The 20,318-nt window shown below is 26.5% G+C and carries 21 protein-coding genes and 1 pseudogene; 15 read left to right on the forward strand and 7 right to left on the reverse strand.

Features of this window, described 5'->3' with window-relative positions:
- The first annotated feature begins 72 nt into the window (after positions 1 to 72).
- The 8 genes and pseudogenes from hrcA to rpmA form a co-directional block, all read left to right on the forward strand.
- On the forward strand, positions 73 to 1,098 hold the full coding sequence (gene hrcA / locus T388_RS0100095; protein WP_051586169.1) for a heat-inducible transcriptional repressor HrcA: 1,026 nt from the start codon (positions 73 to 75) through the stop codon (positions 1,096 to 1,098).
- A complete protein-coding gene (gene grpE / locus T388_RS0100100; RefSeq protein WP_027120326.1) occupies positions 1,098 to 1,928 on the forward strand; it encodes a nucleotide exchange factor GrpE in 831 nt (276 codons plus the stop codon). The genes hrcA and grpE overlap by 1 nt, the downstream gene beginning before the upstream one ends.
- A 69-nt stretch (positions 1,929 to 1,997) precedes the next feature.
- Entirely contained in the window at positions 1,998 to 2,444 is a 447-nt protein-coding gene (locus T388_RS0100105) for a hypothetical protein (RefSeq protein ID WP_027120327.1), read from the forward strand.
- A gap of 46 nt (positions 2,445 to 2,490) precedes the next feature.
- Positions 2,491 to 2,703, forward strand: coding sequence for a TM2 domain-containing protein (locus T388_RS0100110; protein WP_027120328.1), 213 nt, complete (start codon positions 2,491 to 2,493; stop codon positions 2,701 to 2,703).
- A gap of 78 nt (positions 2,704 to 2,781) precedes the next feature.
- The gene (locus T388_RS0100115; RefSeq protein WP_027120329.1) at positions 2,782 to 3,198 is read left to right on the forward strand and encodes a large conductance mechanosensitive channel protein MscL; all 417 of its coding nucleotides are present in this window, start codon (positions 2,782 to 2,784) and stop codon (positions 3,196 to 3,198) included.
- Between the two features lie 126 nt (positions 3,199 to 3,324).
- A complete protein-coding gene (locus tag T388_RS0100120; protein WP_027120330.1) occupies positions 3,325 to 3,558 on the forward strand; it encodes a hypothetical protein in 234 nt (77 codons plus the stop codon).
- A 162-nt stretch (positions 3,559 to 3,720) separates the two neighbouring features.
- A complete protein-coding gene (gene rplU / locus T388_RS0100125) occupies positions 3,721 to 4,020 on the forward strand; it encodes a 50S ribosomal protein L21 (protein ID WP_027120331.1) in 300 nt (99 codons plus the stop codon).
- Between the two features lie 4 nt (positions 4,021 to 4,024).
- Positions 4,025 to 4,276: pseudogene (gene rpmA, locus T388_RS0100130) on the forward strand (50S ribosomal protein L27); the annotation flags it as partial.
- A 163-nt stretch (positions 4,277 to 4,439) separates the two neighbouring features.
- Here rpmA and T388_RS0100135 read toward each other — a convergent pair.
- Positions 4,440 to 5,480: a zinc-dependent alcohol dehydrogenase gene (locus T388_RS0100135; protein WP_027120333.1), complete on the reverse strand. Its 1,041-nt coding sequence runs from the start codon at positions 5,478 to 5,480 to the stop codon at positions 4,440 to 4,442.
- Between the two features lie 212 nt (positions 5,481 to 5,692).
- Here T388_RS0100135 and T388_RS0100140 point away from each other — a divergent pair, with 212 nt between their 5' ends.
- Complete coding sequence (locus T388_RS0100140) at positions 5,693 to 6,424, forward strand: DNA-processing protein DprA (protein ID WP_027120334.1); 732 nt, start codon at positions 5,693 to 5,695, stop codon at positions 6,422 to 6,424.
- Here T388_RS0100140 and T388_RS0100145 read toward each other — a convergent pair.
- Complete coding sequence (locus T388_RS0100145; protein ID WP_036456753.1) at positions 6,421 to 7,248, reverse strand: HAD-IIB family hydrolase; 828 nt, start codon at positions 7,246 to 7,248, stop codon at positions 6,421 to 6,423. The two genes, T388_RS0100140 and T388_RS0100145, sit on opposite strands and share 4 nt — an antisense overlap.
- Positions 7,249 to 7,349: 101 nt before the next feature.
- Between T388_RS0100145 and T388_RS0100150 the strand changes: the two genes are divergently transcribed.
- A complete protein-coding gene (locus T388_RS0100150) occupies positions 7,350 to 8,594 on the forward strand; it encodes a YitT family protein (protein WP_027120336.1) in 1,245 nt (414 codons plus the stop codon).
- Positions 8,595 to 8,669: 75 nt separating this feature from the next.
- Here T388_RS0100150 and T388_RS0100155 read toward each other — a convergent pair whose 3' ends face one another.
- The 5 genes from T388_RS0100155 to T388_RS0100175 are packed head-to-tail and all read right to left on the reverse strand — an operon-like array spanning position 8,670 to position 15,331.
- Positions 8,670 to 11,633, reverse strand: a complete 2,964-nt coding sequence (locus tag T388_RS0100155; protein ID WP_027120337.1) for an AAA family ATPase — start codon at positions 11,631 to 11,633, stop codon at positions 8,670 to 8,672.
- 52 nt (positions 11,634 to 11,685) lie between these two features.
- Positions 11,686 to 12,396, reverse strand: a complete 711-nt coding sequence (rnc, locus tag T388_RS0100160; RefSeq protein ID WP_245598346.1) for a ribonuclease III — start codon at positions 12,394 to 12,396, stop codon at positions 11,686 to 11,688.
- Positions 12,387 to 13,394, reverse strand: coding sequence for a phosphate acyltransferase PlsX (plsX, locus tag T388_RS0100165; RefSeq protein WP_027120339.1), 1,008 nt, complete (start codon positions 13,392 to 13,394; stop codon positions 12,387 to 12,389). Before plsX ends, rnc begins: the two co-directional genes overlap by 10 nt.
- A 10-nt stretch (positions 13,395 to 13,404) precedes the next feature.
- Entirely contained in the window at positions 13,405 to 15,042 is a 1,638-nt protein-coding gene (locus T388_RS0100170; RefSeq protein WP_027120340.1) for a DAK2 domain-containing protein, read from the reverse strand.
- The gene (locus tag T388_RS0100175; protein WP_027120341.1) at positions 15,035 to 15,331 is read right to left on the reverse strand and encodes a hypothetical protein; all 297 of its coding nucleotides are present in this window, start codon (positions 15,329 to 15,331) and stop codon (positions 15,035 to 15,037) included. The genes T388_RS0100170 and T388_RS0100175 overlap by 8 nt, the downstream gene beginning before the upstream one ends.
- A gap of 146 nt (positions 15,332 to 15,477) precedes the next feature.
- On the opposite strand from T388_RS0100175, the gene T388_RS0100180 reads away from it, so the two are divergent.
- The 5 genes from T388_RS0100180 to T388_RS0100200 all read left to right on the forward strand — a co-directional run bounded on the left by T388_RS0100180 (position 15,478) and on the right by T388_RS0100200 (position 20,158).
- Positions 15,478 to 16,173 carry a recombination protein O N-terminal domain-containing protein gene (locus T388_RS0100180; RefSeq protein WP_027120342.1) on the forward strand — a complete coding sequence of 232 codons (696 nt, stop codon included), beginning with the start codon at positions 15,478 to 15,480 and terminating at the stop codon, positions 16,171 to 16,173.
- 78 nt (positions 16,174 to 16,251) lie between these two features.
- Positions 16,252 to 17,226, forward strand: coding sequence for a bifunctional oligoribonuclease/PAP phosphatase NrnA (locus T388_RS0100185; RefSeq protein WP_027120343.1), 975 nt, complete (start codon positions 16,252 to 16,254; stop codon positions 17,224 to 17,226).
- Positions 17,226 to 18,197 carry a bifunctional oligoribonuclease/PAP phosphatase NrnA gene (locus tag T388_RS0100190; RefSeq protein ID WP_027120344.1) on the forward strand — a complete coding sequence of 324 codons (972 nt, stop codon included), beginning with the start codon at positions 17,226 to 17,228 and terminating at the stop codon, positions 18,195 to 18,197. The genes T388_RS0100185 and T388_RS0100190 overlap by 1 nt, the downstream gene beginning before the upstream one ends.
- A 35-nt stretch (positions 18,198 to 18,232) precedes the next feature.
- Positions 18,233 to 18,964 (forward strand): nitroreductase family protein, encoded by a 732-nt coding sequence (locus T388_RS03605; RefSeq protein WP_051586170.1) that lies wholly within the window; start codon positions 18,233 to 18,235, stop codon positions 18,962 to 18,964.
- A gap of 3 nt (positions 18,965 to 18,967) precedes the next feature.
- Entirely contained in the window at positions 18,968 to 20,158 is a 1,191-nt protein-coding gene (locus tag T388_RS0100200; RefSeq protein ID WP_027120345.1) for a phosphopentomutase, read from the forward strand.
- Positions 20,159 to 20,318: the final 160 nt, after the last annotated feature.

A 20,318-nucleotide genomic window follows, 5' to 3' on the forward strand; every position in this document is an offset into this window, starting at 1 on the left:
AGCATAATAGAGCAAATTTTATTTTTAGCACTCTCATATTTGGAATGTTAAAAATCATATATAATTATAATTATGAAAAAAAATAAAATTATTGTAGATAATAAACAAATATTAACTGAGGAAAAACAAAATATATTTAAATATATTGTTGAAAGTTATATTGAAGAAGGATACCCAATTGGGAGTAACAATTTGGTAGAAAAATATAATTTAAATATTTCATCATCAAAAGTAAGATACATAATGAATGAACTAGAAAAATTAGGTTTTTTAGAAAAAACTCATACTTCTAGCGGAAGAATTCCTTCAAATAAAGGTTATGAATATTATGCAAATAATATTGTGACTCATGATGTTGATAAATTAAGAGATAGAGTTAAAGATTTGTTTGCTAAACGTAGAGTTAATATTGATGCAACTATTCAAGAAGCAGCTAATGCAATTAGTGAAGCTGTCGGTTTAACATTAATAACGAGTCAAACTAACGAAGACGCAACGCTTAAGAGCATTCAACTTGTACCATTAACTAAAAATGAAGGAACTATAATATTGGTTACAAGTTATGGCGAGGTAACACATAAAACCATTACATTAGATTTAAATAAAGTTAATATGGAAGATTTAAGAATATCGATTAGAATCTTTAAAGAAAGGTTAATTGATATACCTATTTTAAAATTAAAATCAACAGCGGAATCACTTAAACCTATACTATCGCAAGTTGTTAAAAATTATGAAAGTATAATGGAAAGTTTTGTAAACAATATTTTTGATTTTGAACTTAAAAATGAAAATATTGTTTATGGAAAAAGCAATATTATTTTGGCTGACGATATTTCTCGTCCAGATTTAACTAAAATATTAAATTTAATTGAAACAAAAAGCATTTGGCAAACCATTGAAGCAAACACAAATGATGATGATCCAATAAAGATTTCAATAAGAAATGATAATAGTACATTTATTACTAAAAAAATAGCATATGATGGCAAAATAAAAGAAATAGCATTGGTTGGTTCTAAAAGAATGAATTATGAAAAAGGCTTGACAGCTCTTCAAATGCTAGAAGATTTAATTGCTAATAAAGGAGAAAAGTAATGATTGCAGATTTTAATAAACTAAAATTGTTAGAAGGCGATGGAATTAAAGTTAATATAAAATGTTTTGATGAAAATGATCATTTAATTGATTTATATTCAAAAGAAAATGTGGATATTATTTTAGGTTCTAATTCTTTCTTACCTAATTTCGATTCAAATTTAATTAATAAAAAATACATGTTGAAGTATGAATTTAATTATCAATTTGATCAAAATTTTTCAGATGAAAAAGTTAAGGATAAAAATGTAAAATTTGTATTAGACTTACAAGAATATGAACCAAAACAATTTTTACAATTAAAATTAAATTATGCTAAATGTGTTCAAGATATTTTGGCAATGAAAATTGAAATGAAAAAGTTAGCTGATTCTAAAGTTGTTGAAAGGCTAACGGTACCACAAGAGGAAATTGACAAACAAAAAAAATTTGCTTTACAAAAATTTTTAGATGATTTTTTAAATCCGTATACTACTTTAAAAGTAGCAAGTGAATCTGGTAAAAATAGTGATAATCCATTAGTTCAAAATTATGTAATGGGTTTTGATATGGTAATAGGAATGATTGATTCTGTGTTAAAAGATCATGGAGTTTCAATAATAAAACCACAGGTTGGAGAAATTTTTAATGCAGATACTTCTAAAATTATCGAAGTAATTGAAGATAAAACGGTTGAACCAAATAGTATATTGAAAGTTAATTCAATTGGTTTTAAACTTTACGACCGCCTAATTAAACCTGCATTGGTTGTTGTTTCGAAAAATACAAAACAAATACAAAAAAATAAACCTAAAAAGAAAAAAAGAAAAAATACTCAAAAAATTAAATAATATTTATTTTCTATTAAAAATTAATATAATTAAGTTATTGGCATTATGTAATAAGAGAGGAAAAATAAAATGAAAAAAGCAAAAAAATATGCAAAAATTGCTTTAATATTAGCAATTATTACAATAGTTTTAATAGTTATAAAATTTTTATCAATATCGATTACATTTTATAATTTAACCACTTCAGTAAGTAATAATAATAATTCGGATTCTAAAGTTATTTTATCAATATTACCAACAACAGGTTTACTTTTATTTTTTAATTTAGTTTTAATAGGTATTATTATTACAAGCTTTGTATATAAAATTTTAACTCTAGTTGAAATTTCTCGTTTTGAAGAATTAAGAACATCATTTGTTTTAATTATTGTGGGTTTTTTTGTTCCACTTTGTTCAATAATTGGTCTAATTTTAATTTTAAAAAGCAAATCTAATATAGAACAAAATCCATTTATACCTGAAAACAATGATATTACCGAACCAATAAATATAGATAACAATATAAAAGAAAATTAATTTTCTGTTTATTGAGTAATGTCAATAAATTTGTGAAGGAGGATATATGAAATCAACAAAAAGTAGAACAGCATTAGTGCTTTTATCATTTTTTTTAGGATTTTTAGGTGTTGATAGATTTTATGCAGGAAGAGTGTTATTAGGCATTTTTAAATTACTAACTGGAGGCGGAATTTTACTTTGACTATTGATAGATTTTATTTTGGCTGTTGTAGGTAAAATGAAAGATAGTACAGGAGCATTCATTTCTGAATGATAATACTTATGAAATAATTGTTGAGCAATCGCAATTATTTTTTTATTGTATTTTTTATTTATTTGATTATAATGTAAAACCATGATTAAACAAGCAAGAAAAGACGCATGAAGCGTTGTAAAACGTGGCAATATGTTCATGTTGGCAATAGGTTTACTTTTAGGTGCTGCATTTAATGAAGTTGTTAAGTCATTTGCAAATGATATTATTATGGCTGCTATTGCAAATGCATTTGGAAAATCTAGTGTTGAAGGGTTAAGTGCATATGGAATTCTATATGGTAAATTCTTAGCAGCATTAATTTCATTTATTATTGTTGCATTATTTATATTTGTAGGACTTTGAGTTGTTTTTATTTTTGTGAACATGCACAAACAAAGAAAGCTTCGTAAAAACCCACCTAAATTAGAAGAGCCAGCAAAACCAACAAATGAAGAGTTGATTTTAGATGAACTTAAAAAACTAAATGAACAATTAAGCCAATTAAACAAAAAATAAATTTTTAATTACTAACAAGGATGAAAGGCCTTGTTTTTTGTATTTTTTAACAAAAAAGAATAATTTTTTTCTTTTTTGTTTTATTGCAAATTTTTAATAAACCAATTTATGAAAGGAGGGGTGGATATGCATAATATGAGGCAATTAACTAAAGACGAACAAGCTAATATTTATGGAGGATCTATGTCAGTCTTTTTATCATTGGCGCCGATGGTTATTTCAGGAGTAAGTGCTATTAGCAATATTATAAAAATGTTTATGTCTACATCAGGAGAAATAAAAACAAAAGATAGCAGTCTAAAATGAAATGATGCTTCAAAAAAAGAATCACAGATTAAATCTATTTATTTAGCTTATTAGTGGGCATTTATTAAATGTATATGTAAAAATAAAAAATCTCTTTTTATTAATTGGTTTTGAATTATAATTAGAAAGTTACTTTTGTAACCATTCTGAACAGGTTTTTTAAGTATGTTTATACATCACCTCTAGGATGAGCCACAAAATTCAGGAGGATAAAGCATGTTAGCTATTATCGAAACTGGAGGCAAACAAATTTTAGTTAAAGAAAAACAAACTATTTTCATCGAAAAAATTGAAGGTGAAGAAGGTTCAAAAGTTTTATTTGACAAAGTTTTACTAGTTAATGAAAAAATTGGTAAACCATATCTTAAAGGAGCCAAAGTTGAAGGAATCATCCAAAAACAAGGCAAAGCAAAAAAAATAGTAGTATATCGTCATAATGCAAAAAGCACCCACAAACGTAAATTAGGACACCGTCAACCTTATACACGTGTTGAAATTACAAAGATTGTAGGATAGTCAAATGGCACACACGAAAGCCGGTGGTTCAACCCGTAACGGTCGTGATAGTCGCGGTCAAAGACTAGGAATTAAATTAGGTGATGGTCAATTTTGTACAGCTGGATCAATTATCTTCCGTCAAAGAGGAACAAAAATTTTTCCAGGTACAAATTGCGGACGTGGAAATGATGATACACTTTATGCTTTAATAACAGGATATGTAAAATTTGAAAAACGTAGAAATCGTACATATGCCTCTGTATATTCAACAAGAACTGTTGGAAAACCAGAAGTTGTGACAGTGAAACCAGAAGTTGAAAAAAATGTAACTGTTAAAAAAACAACAAAACCAGCTGCAAAAAAACCAGCTGCAAAAAAAACTTCTAAATAATTTAAAACATAAAAAACCCGTTAATATACGGGTTTTTTAAAATTAATTATTTTCTAAAATCTATTACAGCTCTTCCCAAAAAATCTCCATTTTGTAATTTTTCAAAAATTTCAGGTACTTCTTCTAGTTTTACAATTTTTGTTACTTCTGATTTAACTTTTCCATCAGCTGCATATTCAAGTGATTCTTGTAAATCTAATCTAGTTCCAACAATTGAACCAACCAATTCTCTTTCAAAAAGAACAGTTCAAAATACTGAAACATTAATATTATCTTTACCTAATTTATCTTTTGAAGGTAATCCAACAAGAACTTGACGTCCGCCTCTTCTTAACATTTCCATCCCTTGTTCAGCAGCCTTAGTTGCTACAGATGTATTTATAACAGCATGAACTCCTCCATTTGTAAAATCAATAATTTTCTTTACAAAATCTGAATCCTTTTTAGAATTATAAGCAGCTTCTGCTCCTGATTTAATTGCTAAATCACATTTTTCGTCTGTTAAATCAATTCCTATTGGACGGTAACCCATAGCTTTAGCATATTGTATTGCTAATTGCCCTAGACCTCCTACACCAATAATAGCACAATAATTTCCAGGTTTTAAATTAGCTCTTTTTATTGCTTTATATGTTGTTACTCCAGCACATACAACAGGTGCTCCAGTAATTAAGTCTAATTTTTCAGGAACTATTCCAACATAATCCTCGTGTCCAATTGCATATTCAGCAAATGAACCATCTTTAGTATAGGCTGACATATTTTGATTTGGACATAATGTTTCTTCGCCTTGTAAACAAAATTCACAGTGTCCACATGCATCATGTAATCAAGCCAAACAAACACGATCTCCTTTTTTTAATCTTGTGCAACCTTCACCAACTTCTTCAACAATTCCAATTCCTTCATGACCAGGAATTAAAGGATATTTAGGTTCAACTAATCAGTCATAATTAGCAGCATGCAAGTCGGTATGGCATATTCCCGATGTTTCCATTTTAATTAAAACTTCTTTGTATTTAGGAGTAGGAATTTCTACTTCTTTAATACTTCAATTTTTAGGTGATTCTACAACAAATGCTTTCATTGTTTGTTTAACCATTTCTTCTTCTCCTTAAAGTTTGTAATAAATTTATGGAAGATTATTCCATATTTTTATTTTAAAACTTTTAAATTGGTTTTTTTAATATTTAAAAAATAAATTAGTCAAAAAAAGAAAAGATTACCATTTTTAATAATTTTGTTCATTTTTTTAAATAGTTATTTGATTTTTATAAGAAAAAAGTGAATGGAGGTTTTATGAATAATTTATTAGTTTACTTGGCATTTAAATATGAAGGCAATGTATTCAAAATTTATAATGCTTTAAAAAATAAAGAAAAAATTAGCGATAAAGAAATAGAAAATACTATAAATTTTTTAAATGAAAATAAAATTAATTTCATTACAGTTTTAGATAAAGAATATCCTGAAAGAATAAAACAAGTAAAATATGTTCCTTATGTTCTTTTTTATAAAGGAAATATTGATTTATTAAATAAAAATACCATTTGTTTAGCAGGAGAAGACGCAAATAAAACCGTTTTTAGTTATATTAATAATTCATTACCAAAAATTGCCAAAAGCACTGTTTTAGTAACTAATAATTTTAAAAATCTAGATCAATTATTTATTGATTTTTATCGCAAAATTAATAGACCGATAATTTTTGTATTACCGTTTGGACATGAATTTCAAAAAGATTACGGTAATCTAAATAATGAATTATATATTTCGCCATACCCATGAAATACTCATGCGAAATATAAGCGTTTTAAAGAAAGAAATGTTTTAACAGGACTCATTTCTAATAAATTAATCATATACAATTGTTCAATTGATTCAGGAATATTAAACATTGCAAACGTTTTTAATAATTTAAATAAAGATGTTTGTTGTTATCCAGGTACTAACTTAGATGATGGGAATAATTATTTAATAAAGATGGGTGCAAATTTAGTTACACATGTTGCTGAAATTGTAAATTTTTAGTTTTTTAAAATTTTGTATATTGTTTCTCCAATAGTTCCAGAATTATTATTTCCAATAATATGATTAGCTACATTTTTAGCATCTTGTGTACCGTTTTCCATACAGTATCCATGATATGCATTTTGTATCATTTCTAAATCATTGCCAGAATCCCCAAAAGTGTAAATTTCATTTATGTTTATTTTTAGATAATTTGCAAGCTCAACAAGTCCATTTCATTTTGAGGTATTTAAACTATTAATGTCAGTATAAATAGTATTGGTTAAAAACACTTTATATTTGTTTTGTAATTTATTTTTAAAGTATAAAGTAGTTTTATTTGCTAATTCTAGCGGATTTCTTATTGCTAATTGACAAATTATGTTTTTTGAATCATTTGCAACATCAAGTAATTTTTGATATGAACAAAAGTTACTTAAATTCATATCCATGATTGCTTGTTCTTTCATTCAATGTGGAAAATTGTTATTTTTCATTCATGTTCCAGTAAAGTTAGGTGTATCAAGACTTAATATTAAATCATGTGTTTCACAATATTTATGCATTAGCTCTAAAACAGATTTATCTATTTTGCCTAATGAAACTCATTTTTTATTTTTAACATCATAAAATAAAGAACCGTTTGAACAAATTAAAAAATCAATACCTTTGATTGTTTTAAGTAAAGGTAACGTCTTTTGTAATCCTCTTCCTGTTGAAATAACATTAAAGTTCCCAGATTTTTGAGAAAATAATAAAGCTTCTTGAGTGAAAGGGTGCACAACGTTTTCAGATGTTAATAATGTTCCATCTAAATCAAAAGCAAATATTTTGTGTTTATTCATAATACCTCTTATTTTTATACAATCTTTCGTAATAAATACAATTTTATAAAAAAAATAAAAAATATATATTTAATAATAATAATTAATATAAAATAGTGCTTATGAAACATCAAAAAAATGAAATAAAAAAAAGTGAAGTAATTTGTGAATCTATTACTTGTGAGAAAAGAAAAATTGAAATTAAAAAATTGGAAATGGGTAAATATAGTTATGACCATGAAAATCGAAAAGAGAAGGAAGTAAAAAAACGGAGAATAATTCTTTATTTAAAAAGAACTTTTTTTATCTTATTGTCAGCAATAATTTTTAATTTTGGTGCAATAGCTTTTTTACAAAAAGGTGAAACAATTCCAAGCGGTATATCTGGAATTCCTATGTTAATAACTTTACTTGATCCTGAAAAATTTAGTAAATATTTTGCCTTATTATATTTAGTATGTAATGTCCCATTATTTGCTATATATGGATGAAGAATAAAACGTGGATTTGTTTTTTTAACATTTATGTTCATGTTTTTTCAAATTGTTACAAATGCTATTTTTACTCAGGAAGTTGTTTTAAATTGGATACATCACTTTTTTAATGTTGTACCAGGTTGAGAAAGAACTCTAAAAGTTTCTATAACCGATTCAATAACTGGAATAACTACTTTCAAGGAATTTGAAAATCCATCCTCATGACCAATTTTTATTAATGGTGTTATTGGTTCGGTTTTGTTGGGGGTTTCGATTGCTTTAGCATGAAAATTTGGTGGCTCCACTGGTGGAACAGACATAATTGCATATTATTATTCAACAAAAAAACAAAAAAGTATTTCTAGAATGTTAATGGTTGTTTCATTTACAACAACATTTATTTTTCTAATTATTTTTGCTTTTGCTGTGCCGCATAAACCAACTCTTAATGAAATTTTACAAAGTAAAATGACATACGATTCAAATGGTAATTTATTATATTCAATGGACTACACTCAAGATTTGGGACAAAGAAATATTATTGGTATGAGAGAATTTTCAACAATTATTTATATTTTTATAGTTAATGGCTTGATAGCTATAATTTATCCAAAATATAAAAAAGTTACTATGAGTATTTCAACCAAGGATCCAGAATTAGTTCTTGATTATTTAAAAGAAATAAAGTATTGACACGCATATTCTATAAACAAAGCTACAAGTGGTTATACAGGCCAAGATGTTTATAAAATAGAATCAACTATGTTGTTGTTAGAAACAAGAAGTATAACTAGAGATTTAAAACATTTAGATGAAAATGTGTGAATTGAAATAAAACCTGTTTATAACATATATGGCAGGTTTGCAACTAAATATGTTGATGAAAATTAATTAAAAATAATAAGTGGTTTCACTTATTATTTTTAATTTGTAAAAAAAGCAAGTAATGTTACTTGCTTAATTATTTTATTGTTCTTGATATTCAACTTGTTCATCATCCACTAATTTTTTAGCATCAGCTAATTGAATACTGAAGAATGTTGTAACACCACGATTTTGCATTGTCGCACCAAATAAACTATCAACACGACTCATTGTACCATGACGGTGTGTGATTACTAAAAATTGTGTTTTTTCTTTTAATTGTTGTAAATATTCTGCATAACGGACAACATTTGCTTCATCTAACGCAGCTTCAACTTCATCTAAAATACATAATGGTAATGGACGAGCTTTTAAAATACCAAATAATAATGAAATAGCTATTAAAGATTTTTCTCCACCTGAGAATAATTTAAGATTCTTAATACTTTTTCCGGGAGGTTGAGCTTCTATTTCTACACCAGAATCTAAAATGTTTTTAGGATCAGTAAAGTATAGTTTTGCACTACCGCCGCCAAACATACTTGCAAAAACATTATTAAACTCATCATTTACATCATGAATAATGTTTGATAAACGAGTAGTAATGATTTTATCCATATCAGAAATAGCACTTTCAAGTGTTTCTTTTGCTTGTGTTAATTCTTTTTCGTTTTCAGCAAAATTATTGTAACGTGTTTCTTCTTCAACAAGTAATTCAAGAGATTCTAAATTAACATTTCCTAGTTTATCAATTTCTTCTCTTAAATCTCTAACAATTTCTTGTGCTTGTTCTCTATTCATTGTTAAGTGAAATGAACTAGATGCTGATTCATAAGTCATTTTATATTGACTAGCTAAACGTTCTCTTGATTGTTCTAGTAATAATTTTGATTTTTCTTTATCAGCCATTTTTGTGGCAAATGAACTTAATAATTTTCTTAATGTTGATTCATAATCATTTTGTGTTTGTTGTGTTGAATTAATATCAGCAGCTAAAGATTCGACTCTATCATTTTTAGCTCTAAATTGTGCTTCGATAGAAATTTTTTGACTTTCTAAGATTTCTAAATTAGCTTCTTCATTTGCAATAGATACACCCTTATCTTCCAATTTGAATGTTTCTTTAGATATATTCATTAATTTTATATTTAAATCATCAAACATTGTTTGTTCATTTACTCTTTGAGTTGTTAATGTAGCAATTTGTTGTTTTCATTGCCCATCTAAGTCCAAGCATGCACGACGATAATTTTTAATTTCATTCATTTTAGTTTCATCTGCTTGCACAGCTGCTTGCATACCAGGAAGTAAATTTTCTAATTCCTTAATTTTTTCATCAAAACCCAATAGTGATTGAGCAGTGCTTTTAACACCACCCATAATAACACCACCAACTCGAATTGTATCTCCGTCTAATGAAACTATCATATAACGTCTTTCAAGAATGTTAGAAATTTTATTTGCACTTTCAATATCAGTTGCAACTATTACATTACCTAGAAGAAATTTCTTTAATATTTCAAATTGAGGTTCAACGTTTACTAGTTCATGTGCAACAGCAACAAATCCAGGATGTCCTTGTATAGCTAATAAATGATCATCTCTAACAAATTTTGGTTGAATTGAACTTAATGGTATAAATGTTGCTCTCCCACCATTATTTTCTTTTAGGAAATTAACGGCTTTAACAGCTGTTTCTGATTTGTCAACAACTAAGTGTTGTGCAGCATTAGTCAAAATACTATCTATTGCAGCTACATAATCTGTTTCAATTTTGAATAAGTTAGCAACAGTTCCTTTTAAAGATTTTCCAAAATAGTTTTTATTTTCCAAAATAGTCTTAGTGCCTTTGAAAAGCATAGAGTTATTTTCTTTTTGTTGTTTTAATAAATTTAAATGAGTTTCAACTTTTAATAAGGCAGATTTTTTATTGTTCAATTTTATGTTAATTGTATTTATTTCATCGTCGTATTTATTAATCGTTTGTTGATTTTCAATAACTTTTTGTTTTATACCATCAATTTCCTTGTTTAAATATTGAACTCTATTGCCATGATTTTTTAATAATGTTTTAAAAGCGATAATTTGTTCTTGTTTATTTGCTTCAATAGAACCTTCAGCTATTAATCTTTCTCTTTCATTAGCTCTTGCCATTGAAATGGTTATTTTATTTATTCTTTCTTTTAGATTTTCGTATTCAATTGAAAGTACTTTTAATTCAGCTTCAGCTTCAGTTTTAAATTGAGTTTTTTGACTGATTTTGGCATTTGATTCAGAAATTCTTCTTTCTAAATCTATTCTAGTTTCGTTAACACCTTCTAGCTCTATGCTCAACTCTTCATATTTTTTTCCAAAAATTTCAATATTATCTACTAGCAAACCTACTTCAACACTTTTTAATTCTTCACTTTTTGCAATATAAATTTTGGCTTTTTCAGCTTGTTTTCTAAGTGGAACTAATTTTCTTTCTATTTCAGCAATTACTAAACGAATTTTTTCAAGACCTTCTTGAGTTTTGGCTAATTTACTTAATGCTTCTTTTTTTCTAAATTTATATTTTGAAACACCAGCAGCTTCTTCAAAAATTGCTTTTCTTTCTTCTGCTGTTGCTTCGGCTATATCACTAACTGTACCTTGACTAATTATTGCTAATGAACTTTTTCCAATTCCGCTTTCCATAGCTATGTCTTTAATATCTTTAAGTAAACAAACTTCACCATTTAAGTAGTATTGGTTACTTCCAGAGCCTCTTTCAAGTACACGACTAATAGAAATTATTTCATGTGGTATTGAACTTAAACCATCTCTATTATCAAATGTTAATGTAACTGATGCTTTATCCATTGGTTTAGCTGTTTTAGAACCCGCGAAAATAATATCTGACATATTGTCTCCGCGTAATTCCTTAGCACTTCTCTCACCTAAAACTCATTTTATAGCATCATTTATATTTGATTTACCAGAACCATTAGGTCCAACTATTCCTGCTACACCACCATCAAATTTTAAGCATATAGGATCAGCGAATGATTTAAAACCATGTGCTTCAACTTTAATTAATTTCATGCAAATCCTCCTTAGTTATTTAATTATAATTATTAATTTATAACATTTATAATTATTTTTTTAATTTTTCTAAAGCATTATTTGCTGCTGATTCTTCAGCTTTGTTTTTGCTTTTGCCATAACCATAACCATAAATTTGATTATCATGAATTGCTTCAGAGTAAAAATGATTTTGGTTTATTGTTGTGGTTTTATATGTAACAGATTGCTTTGAAAAACTTTGTATATATTCTTGAAAAATAGTTTTTGAATCTTTTAATAAATTTGTATTTTCTAAATTTTCAGCATACAAATATAATGTTTTTTTAAGAAAACTTTGCACTGCTTTTATTCCCAAATCAAGATATAATGCTGCAATAAATGACTCAAATATATCAGCGCCTACCTTATTTGATTTTATGACTTCGTTATGCATAAGTCCGGGTCCTGTGAATAAAAAATTTTTAAAACATAATTTATCGCTTATTTCATTTAAAGAATTTGTACAAACTAATTTTGAACGAATTAGAGTTAATTGTCCTGCATCTAATTTTTTATACATTTTAAAAATGTATTCGGATGATAAAAATTGAAGTATTGAATCTCCTAAAAATTCTAAATCTTGATAATTATTGTTTCTCGTATATTCTTTATTTCTTGATTTTATAAATGATGGATGTGTAAATGCTCTTCTATATATTGCTAGAGTTTTTGGAATAATATCAAACTCTTTAAAAAAATCCTCAATGCTATTAAAATCGTATTTTTTTAATTTTATTGACAATTTTCACCTTCTAAATCTTTTTTCACTTGATTTAAAATATTGTTTTCCAATGCAATTTTAATTTGTTCTAATGCTCCCATGTAAGCTTTTTGATCACTAGATCCATGACTTTTTATTGCTATTCCATCCACACCTGCTATTCAGGCAGCTCCAACATTTCTGTAATCCATAATTTTCGAAACATCATTAAATGCATTTTTTAAGAATAAATATCCAATTTTTCTAATAGTTTTTTTCATTATTTGACTTTTGATTAGTTTTTTAAAGCTTAAAACAGCTCCTTCATAACTTTTAAGAACTAAATTACCGCCATATCCGTCAATTACCGCAACATCACATATGCCTTCTAATAAATCTCTAGTTTCTTTAAAACCAATATAGTTAATATTCTTATTTTGCTTTAAAATGCTATCAGCATTTCTGGTTATTTCTAAACCTTTATAATCTTCAACACCAATGTTTAATAAAGCAATTCTAGGAGTGTCAGTTTTTAAAAAAACTTTTGCAAATGAATTTGCAATTTTTGCTCATTCAACAAGATATTCTGTTTTAGTTTCTAAATTTGCTCCTACATCTAATAATAAAAATTTTCTTCCAACAATAGTTGGCATTAAAGGCATAAATGCTGCTCTACTAACATTTTTTAATCTCTTAAATTTAAAAGTAGAAGCAGCCAAATACATTCCCGAATCCCCTGATGATAAAACAGCATGTGCCTCGTTATTTATAACTAAATCTATTGCTGTCATCATAGAAGTTTTTTCATGTAATGATTGTCTAATATTTTTTACATCAGTAAAGTTTGTTGAGTTATCTACAATAGATATTCTTTTTGGAATTTCAATTTTTTTAGAATTATAGTATTGTTCGATTTCTGTTTTAGGACCTACTAATATAATTTCATAATTTTCATTTTCTTTAATAAAAGATAAAGAGGCTGCCAATGCAGCTTCTATCCCGTTATCATTACCAATAATATCAAAAGCTATTTTAAACATATAGTTCTCCTTATTCAAAACCAATTATAAAGTGATAATTTGGTTGATTTCCATTTATAATTTCAACTTCGGCATCATAATGTGCTTGAATATAATTTTGTAATTCATTTGCATCTGCTTCAGATGAATCATTACCATAATAAATTGTAATTAATTCATGATCACTTGTAATAATTTTTTTGATAAGGTGTTTAGCAGCTTTAATATATGAATCTTGTGCTGTGATTATTTTAGAATTCTTAATTCCTATGAAGTCACCTTCTTTAATTTTTATACCATCAATTTTTGTGTTTCTTGTTGCTTGTGTTACTTGACCAGTTGTAATTAATTTTATTGCTTCATTTAAAATTTCATTATTTTCTTTAGCACTTGCTTCTTTGTTGAAATTTAAAATTGCAGATACTCCTTGAAGTTGACTTTTTGTAGGTATAATAAACACATTTTTATTTACAATTGTTTGAGCCGCTTGTTCAGCAGCTAAAAATATATTTGAATTGTTAGGTAAAACAAATACATTTTTAGAATTTACAGAATTGATTGCATCAATTATATTTTGTGCAGAAGGATTTTGTGTTTGACCACTTTCGATAATAGCATCGCATCCAAATTCTTTCATTTTTTCAATAAGTCCAGAACCTAAATTGCAAGATACTATTCCACATTCGAATTGTTTTTCATTATTTTCTTCATTATTTGAATTAATAATTAAATTTTTGTTTCTACTTTCCGAAGCTTGACGAGTCATATTTTCAGATTTAATTTTGATAAATTCTCCAAATTTTTGGCCATAATTTAATAAATCTCCAGGTTTTAAAGTGTGACCATGTACTTTTAATATTTCGTTGTCTTGAACACAAACTAATGAGCCTGCTTTTTTAGAAATTTGTTTTTCAAATTGTTTTTTATTAAATTCCTTTACATTTTTTAATTCGATTATAAATTCTGTACAATAACCAAATTCGCCATCATATACTTCATCACTTTTAATAAATGAATTAATATCTGCTGAATCATCATTAGAAATTTCTACTGGTTTTCCTAATGTATAAAGGTACATACCATTAATAATAGTTTGTAATCCTTCTCCACCAGAATCTGTTACTCCAACTTCACGCAAAATTTTTAATTTATTAGGCGTATTATTGCATGCTACACGAGAAAATTTATCAGCAAGTTCAAAAAATTCTTCAAATGATGTTTTAGAAGTAATATTTTTTTCTAATTCTTCAGTAGTTTCTCTAATTACACTTAAAATAGTTCCCTCAACTGGTTTTAAAACTGATGAATATGCTTTTTCAGTTGCTTTTTTAAAACCTTTAAGTAAACCAATTACATCGACACTATTGTTATTCTCAAAAGCAATTGCAAAACCTTTAAAAATTTGACTTAAAATAACACCTGAATTACCTCTTGCGCCATATAGCATATTTTTAGATACAATTTGTGATACTTCTGATAAATCTTTTGAATCTTGTTTAATTAATGCTTCAACAGCTGCTTGCGCTGTTGAAGACATATTTGTTCCAGTGTCTCCATCTGGGACTGGAAAAACATTTAAAGCATCGATTTTATTTTTAGAATTTATTAAATTGTTTGCTCCAGATTTTATTAATTCAGCATATATCTTTCCATCTATATTCTTAATCATTTGTTAATCCCCCAATAAATATGTTTAATTTGCCAATTTTTTGTTTTGTTTTTTTCAATTCATAACGTAATAAAGAACTAATTGAATTTATAATTGCTTTACAATTTGCATTTTTTAAAACAACTATTGTAGCACTAAAATTTCAAATGTTATTTTTAATTTGTTCAATCTTTAAAATCCCAGAACTCAAAACACTTTGTTGCGTTTTATTGTCTTTACAAATACTGTGTACCCCAGGAGTTGATTCCAAAATTTCAACAAACAATTTAAGTACTTGTTCTTGATTCATTTTATGCCTCATTTCTCTATTTTCTCTAAGTAGAAGTAAAAAATAATATTGCATTTAGTATTTTATCAAAATAAATTTTTTTTGTATCTATATAAATAATAATATTAAAATTTAAATTATAGTTCTAATTAGGTACAAGGAGAAAAATGGCGGAAAAAATTGAAAAGGTAATTTTGTTAGATATTAACGATTATTCAAATGATGAAAATGCAGGAATTATAACTGTTTTAGGAAAAAATGGTGTATTTAGTTTATTAGCAATGGGAATAAATAAGGGTAATAGTAAAAATAAAAGTAATTTACAAGTAGGTTCATTAATTGAAATCGAGTATTTTAAAGCTAGATTAAATAATAAATTAAACAAATTGAAAAAAGCAAAATTACTATATGAAATAGATTATTCAAACAAATTTAATTTAGTTTATGTTGCAAAAGCAACTAAATTTCTTAAAAATTTCACTTCTAATGCCGTTAACATAATTAATACATATATAGAAACTTTTGAATTTTTAGGTAAAGGATATAATGATTTTTTATTAACATATTTAATTGCTAACAGTCTCTATTATTTTGGATTAAAACCTAATATTGAGAGTTGTGTGGAATGTAATAGTCCAGGAAATTTATGTGATTTTGAATTTTATATTGGTGGTTATTTATGTGCCTTACATGCCAAAAAACAAAGATGAACAAAAGAGTTAAAAAGTGTATATTATTTATTTCAAAATTTAAAAACTTATATGCAAATATGTATACCACAAGTTAATAACAAAATTTATTTAGAATTATTGCATTATTTAAAGGACAACGGTATTTATATAAATTGAGAGCAAGAATATTAAAAATAAATATTTAACTACTAATAATTATATATAATTAAAAATACAATTTATTTAACATATGCATATAAGGAGATAATAATGAAAAAAGGAACAAGTAGAATAGCAATACGAGCTATTGAAAAATATGATAATATCATTATTTTTCATCATATACGTCCAGATGGTGATTGTTTAGGTAGCCAAGCTGGTTTAGCACAATTAATACGTGATAATTTTCCTAATAAAAAAGTTTTTACACCAGGTGATAATGCTCATACATTTGATTTTATGAATTATCATTTTGATGAAATTGATACAATTGATTTTAAAAATTCATTAGGAATTGTTGTTGATGCTTCATCAAGTGATCGAATTCAGGATTCAAGCTTATTATTAGAAAATAAAATGACAGCAACACTTAGAATTGATCACCATCCAAATGGTAGTGATATTAAATATGACTACTTATGAGTGGATGAACACTATGTTGCAGCAGCAGAAATGATTGCAAAAATTGCAAAGGATGCAAAATGAATTATTTCTAAAAAAGCAGCGGAGCATATTTATTTAGGAATTAATACAGATAGTGGTAGATTTTTATATCCTGATACATCTTCAAGAACTCATAAATTGGTAGCACACTTGTATGAAAAAGGTAATTTAGAACCTTGAAAAATACATCAAGAGTTGAGCAAAAGATCGATGATTGATTTAAAATTTATTGGTGAAATTTTAAGCAACTTTAAAAAGAGTGGAAGAGTTTTATATTTTTTAGTTACTAATGAAATTTTAAAAAAATTTAATTTTGATAGTTTAAAAGCAGCAATTTTTGTTAATGAGTTAGCTAATATAGATGATAATTCATGTTGAGCATTTTTTGTTCAATTAGAAGACGGAAAAATTAGGGGAAGATTGCGTTCTAATGGTCCTCTTGTGAATGTTGTTGCGAAAAAATATGGCGGTGGAGGCCATGATAATGCAGCAGGAATAACATTAAATAGTTGAGATCAAATAAATAATGTTCTTGATGACTTAAATAAAGCAATTTTTGAATATGAAAAAGGAAGTAAATAATGTTAATAGGTACTTACAATGATGCAACCAAATTGATTGAAAAATATGATAGTATTGTCATATTTCATCATATACGTCCAGATGGCGATTGTTTAGGAAGTCAATTTGGTTTAAGAGAATTAATAAAATTAAATTATCCCAATAAAAAAATATACGTATTAGGCGATAATAAAGGCATTTTTGAAAATTTTTTAACTTTCGATTTTGATGATATACCAAGTGACAAAATTCTAAGTAATTCATTAGGAATTGTTGTTGATGCAAATTATAAAGAAAGAATTGAATTTAGGGAAATTTTAGATAAAAATCTTTTTCCTGAGACACTTAGAATTGATCATCATCCAAATGAAGATGATTTACATAATGTAACCAGATGAGTAGATTCTTCAAGAATAGCAGGCGCTGAAATGATTGCAGAATTAGCCATTCAAAATAAATGAAAGGTAAACTCTTCCGCAGCTAATTTTATTTTTTTAGGTATTGTTACAGACAGTGGCAGATTTTCTTACTCTAATACTTCTGCGAGAACTCACGAATTAGTATCATTTTTATATAAAAATGGTTTGGAATCAGAAAAAATCTTTTCAGGTTTAGCACAAACGGAATTAAGCGATTTAAAATTACAAGCTTTATTGATGAAAAATTTAAAAACAGTCGGTAGAGTAGCTTATACAACAATAACATTAAAGGAAACTTTAGAATTAAATAAAAAACCCAACAATGTGGTAAGACCTAATTTAATTGGCAATTTAAAAGGTTATCCTTTTTGAGTACAATTCAACGAAGAAGAAGATGGAAGAATTAGAGTTGAATTTCGTTCTAACGGCCCATGCGTTAGAAATGTTGCACTTAAATGAGGTGGCGGCGGACACGAAAGAGCTTCTGGCGCAATGATTAATTCGTTTAAAGATGTTGATAAACTTATTGAAGATTGCAATAAAGAAGTTGATAGATTTGAACATCAAAAATAATTGTTAAATAAATTTATAAATAACAAAGGAAATTTATGTCTTTTATAAAAAATAATAAAATGAGATCTTCTGTAAGAGAATATACATGTGATAAAAAACTATCAAAAGAAGAAAAAAGTAAATTTATTGAAATTTTACAAAACGTGCCAACAAGCAATAATTTTTTTATGTCCTCTTCAATAATTATTGAAGATAAACAAACATTAAAAAAACTTTCTGAAATTACAAATCAATATCAAATAAAAGATTGCTCAATGTTTGTTTTATTTTTAGCAGATTTTAATAGACTAAATTATATTTTAGATTTGAGAAATCATGAAAATTATGATAAAGGTTTAAATTCTTTATTAGTAGGCACTGGAGATTCTTTTATTGCTGCAACAATGATTCAAGATGCTGCAACAGAAATGGGTTTAGGAACTTGTTTTATTGGGGGAGTTAGAGGTCATATTGAAGAAATTTCTCAATTACTTAAAATTGAAGGAGTAGCTTTACCCATTATTGGAATAACTATTGGTTATCCATTAAAAAAATCACAAATTTTAAAACCTAAACAAAAAACAACATTTTTTGAAAAATATGATTATAAATTATTAGTAGAAAATGCAAATGAGTATAATGATAATCTCAAAAATTTTTATAATAAATTAGGTATCCCAAATGATTATTTTACAAGTGCTTACAATTCATTATGTAGAAATACAGAAGAACCAGATCAAGTAATTAAAAAATGCTGAAATTTAGAAAAAAATAGTAAGGAGAAATAAATAATGGCAAAATTTAAAAGAATATTTATGATTGTAACAGACGGTTTAGGCATAGGTCCTGACAAAGATCAAAAAACATTTGGTGATAAAGGTGCAAATACCATTTTGTCAGCTTCAAAATCCGCAATGTTTTTTATAGATACATGAAAAAAAATGGGAATTGGAAATATTACAACTTTAGAGGGTAATTATCATGTAAAAAAACCATTGGCTTACATGGCTAGAATACAAGAAGTATCAAATGCGAAAGATACATTGGCGGGTCATTGAGAAATGATGGGTATTAAAACAAATGTACCTTTTCCAACTTTTTTTGAAAATGGCTTTCCTGATGATTTGATTCAAGAATTAGAAAAAGCATTTGATGGAAGAAAAATAATTGGAAATAAAGCTTCGTCAGGAACAGAAATAATCGACGAATTAGCAATGGAACAAAAAAACAATGGTTCTATAATTGTTTATACATCAATGGATTCAGTTTTACAAATTGCAGCTCATGAGGAATGAATTGGATTAGATAATTTGTATCGTTATGGGGAAGCGGCAAGAAAAATATGTTCATCTAGACCTGAATGAAATGTTGGAAGAATAATTGTTAGACCTTTTGTCGGTTTAGAGGTCGGCAAATTTACTAGAACATTTAATAGACATGATTATGCTAATAAACCTAGAGAAATGATTCTAAATGAATTACAAAAAAAGGGCGTTGAAGTTATAGGTATTGGTAAAATTAATGATATTTTTGTGGGCCAAGGTATTTCGAGATCTATTCATTCTGATGGAGATGCTCATGCAATGGATTTAACAATTGAATTAGCAGCTCAAAATTCAGAAAATCAATTTATTTTTACCAATTTAGTTCAATTTGATTCACATTATGGACATAGAAGAGATGTTAATGGGTATGCAAATAACATTGCATTATTAGACTCTAAATTAGCTAAATTAGTAAGACTTTTAAAAGAAGATGATTTATTAATTATGACAAGTGATCATGGTAACGACCCACTTTATCCAGGGTTTAATCATACAAGAGAACTTTTACCATTAACAATTTATTCTAAATTATTTAAAGATCCTAAAGTATTGGATGATGTTAATGGATTAGGAACAACAGGAAATATTGTTGCGAAAAATTTTGGTGTTGATATTGTTACAGAGACTGGAGAAGATATATTTTCTAAACTAAAATAATTTATAATATAAAAAAGTTTACATCGAACAAAATGTAAACTTTTTTATATTAATTATATTCCCAAATACACAAGTATTTTAAATTTTTACATTGTATGTTTCAATTAAAAAAATTAAAACTTTTCTAATTTAATTAGAAACAAATAAATAAAAACATAAA

This window comes from Mycoplasmopsis lipofaciens ATCC 35015, from assembly GCF_000686585.1.
Lineage (GTDB): Bacteria > Bacillota_I > Bacilli_A > Mycoplasmatales > Metamycoplasmataceae > Mycoplasmopsis > Mycoplasmopsis lipofaciens.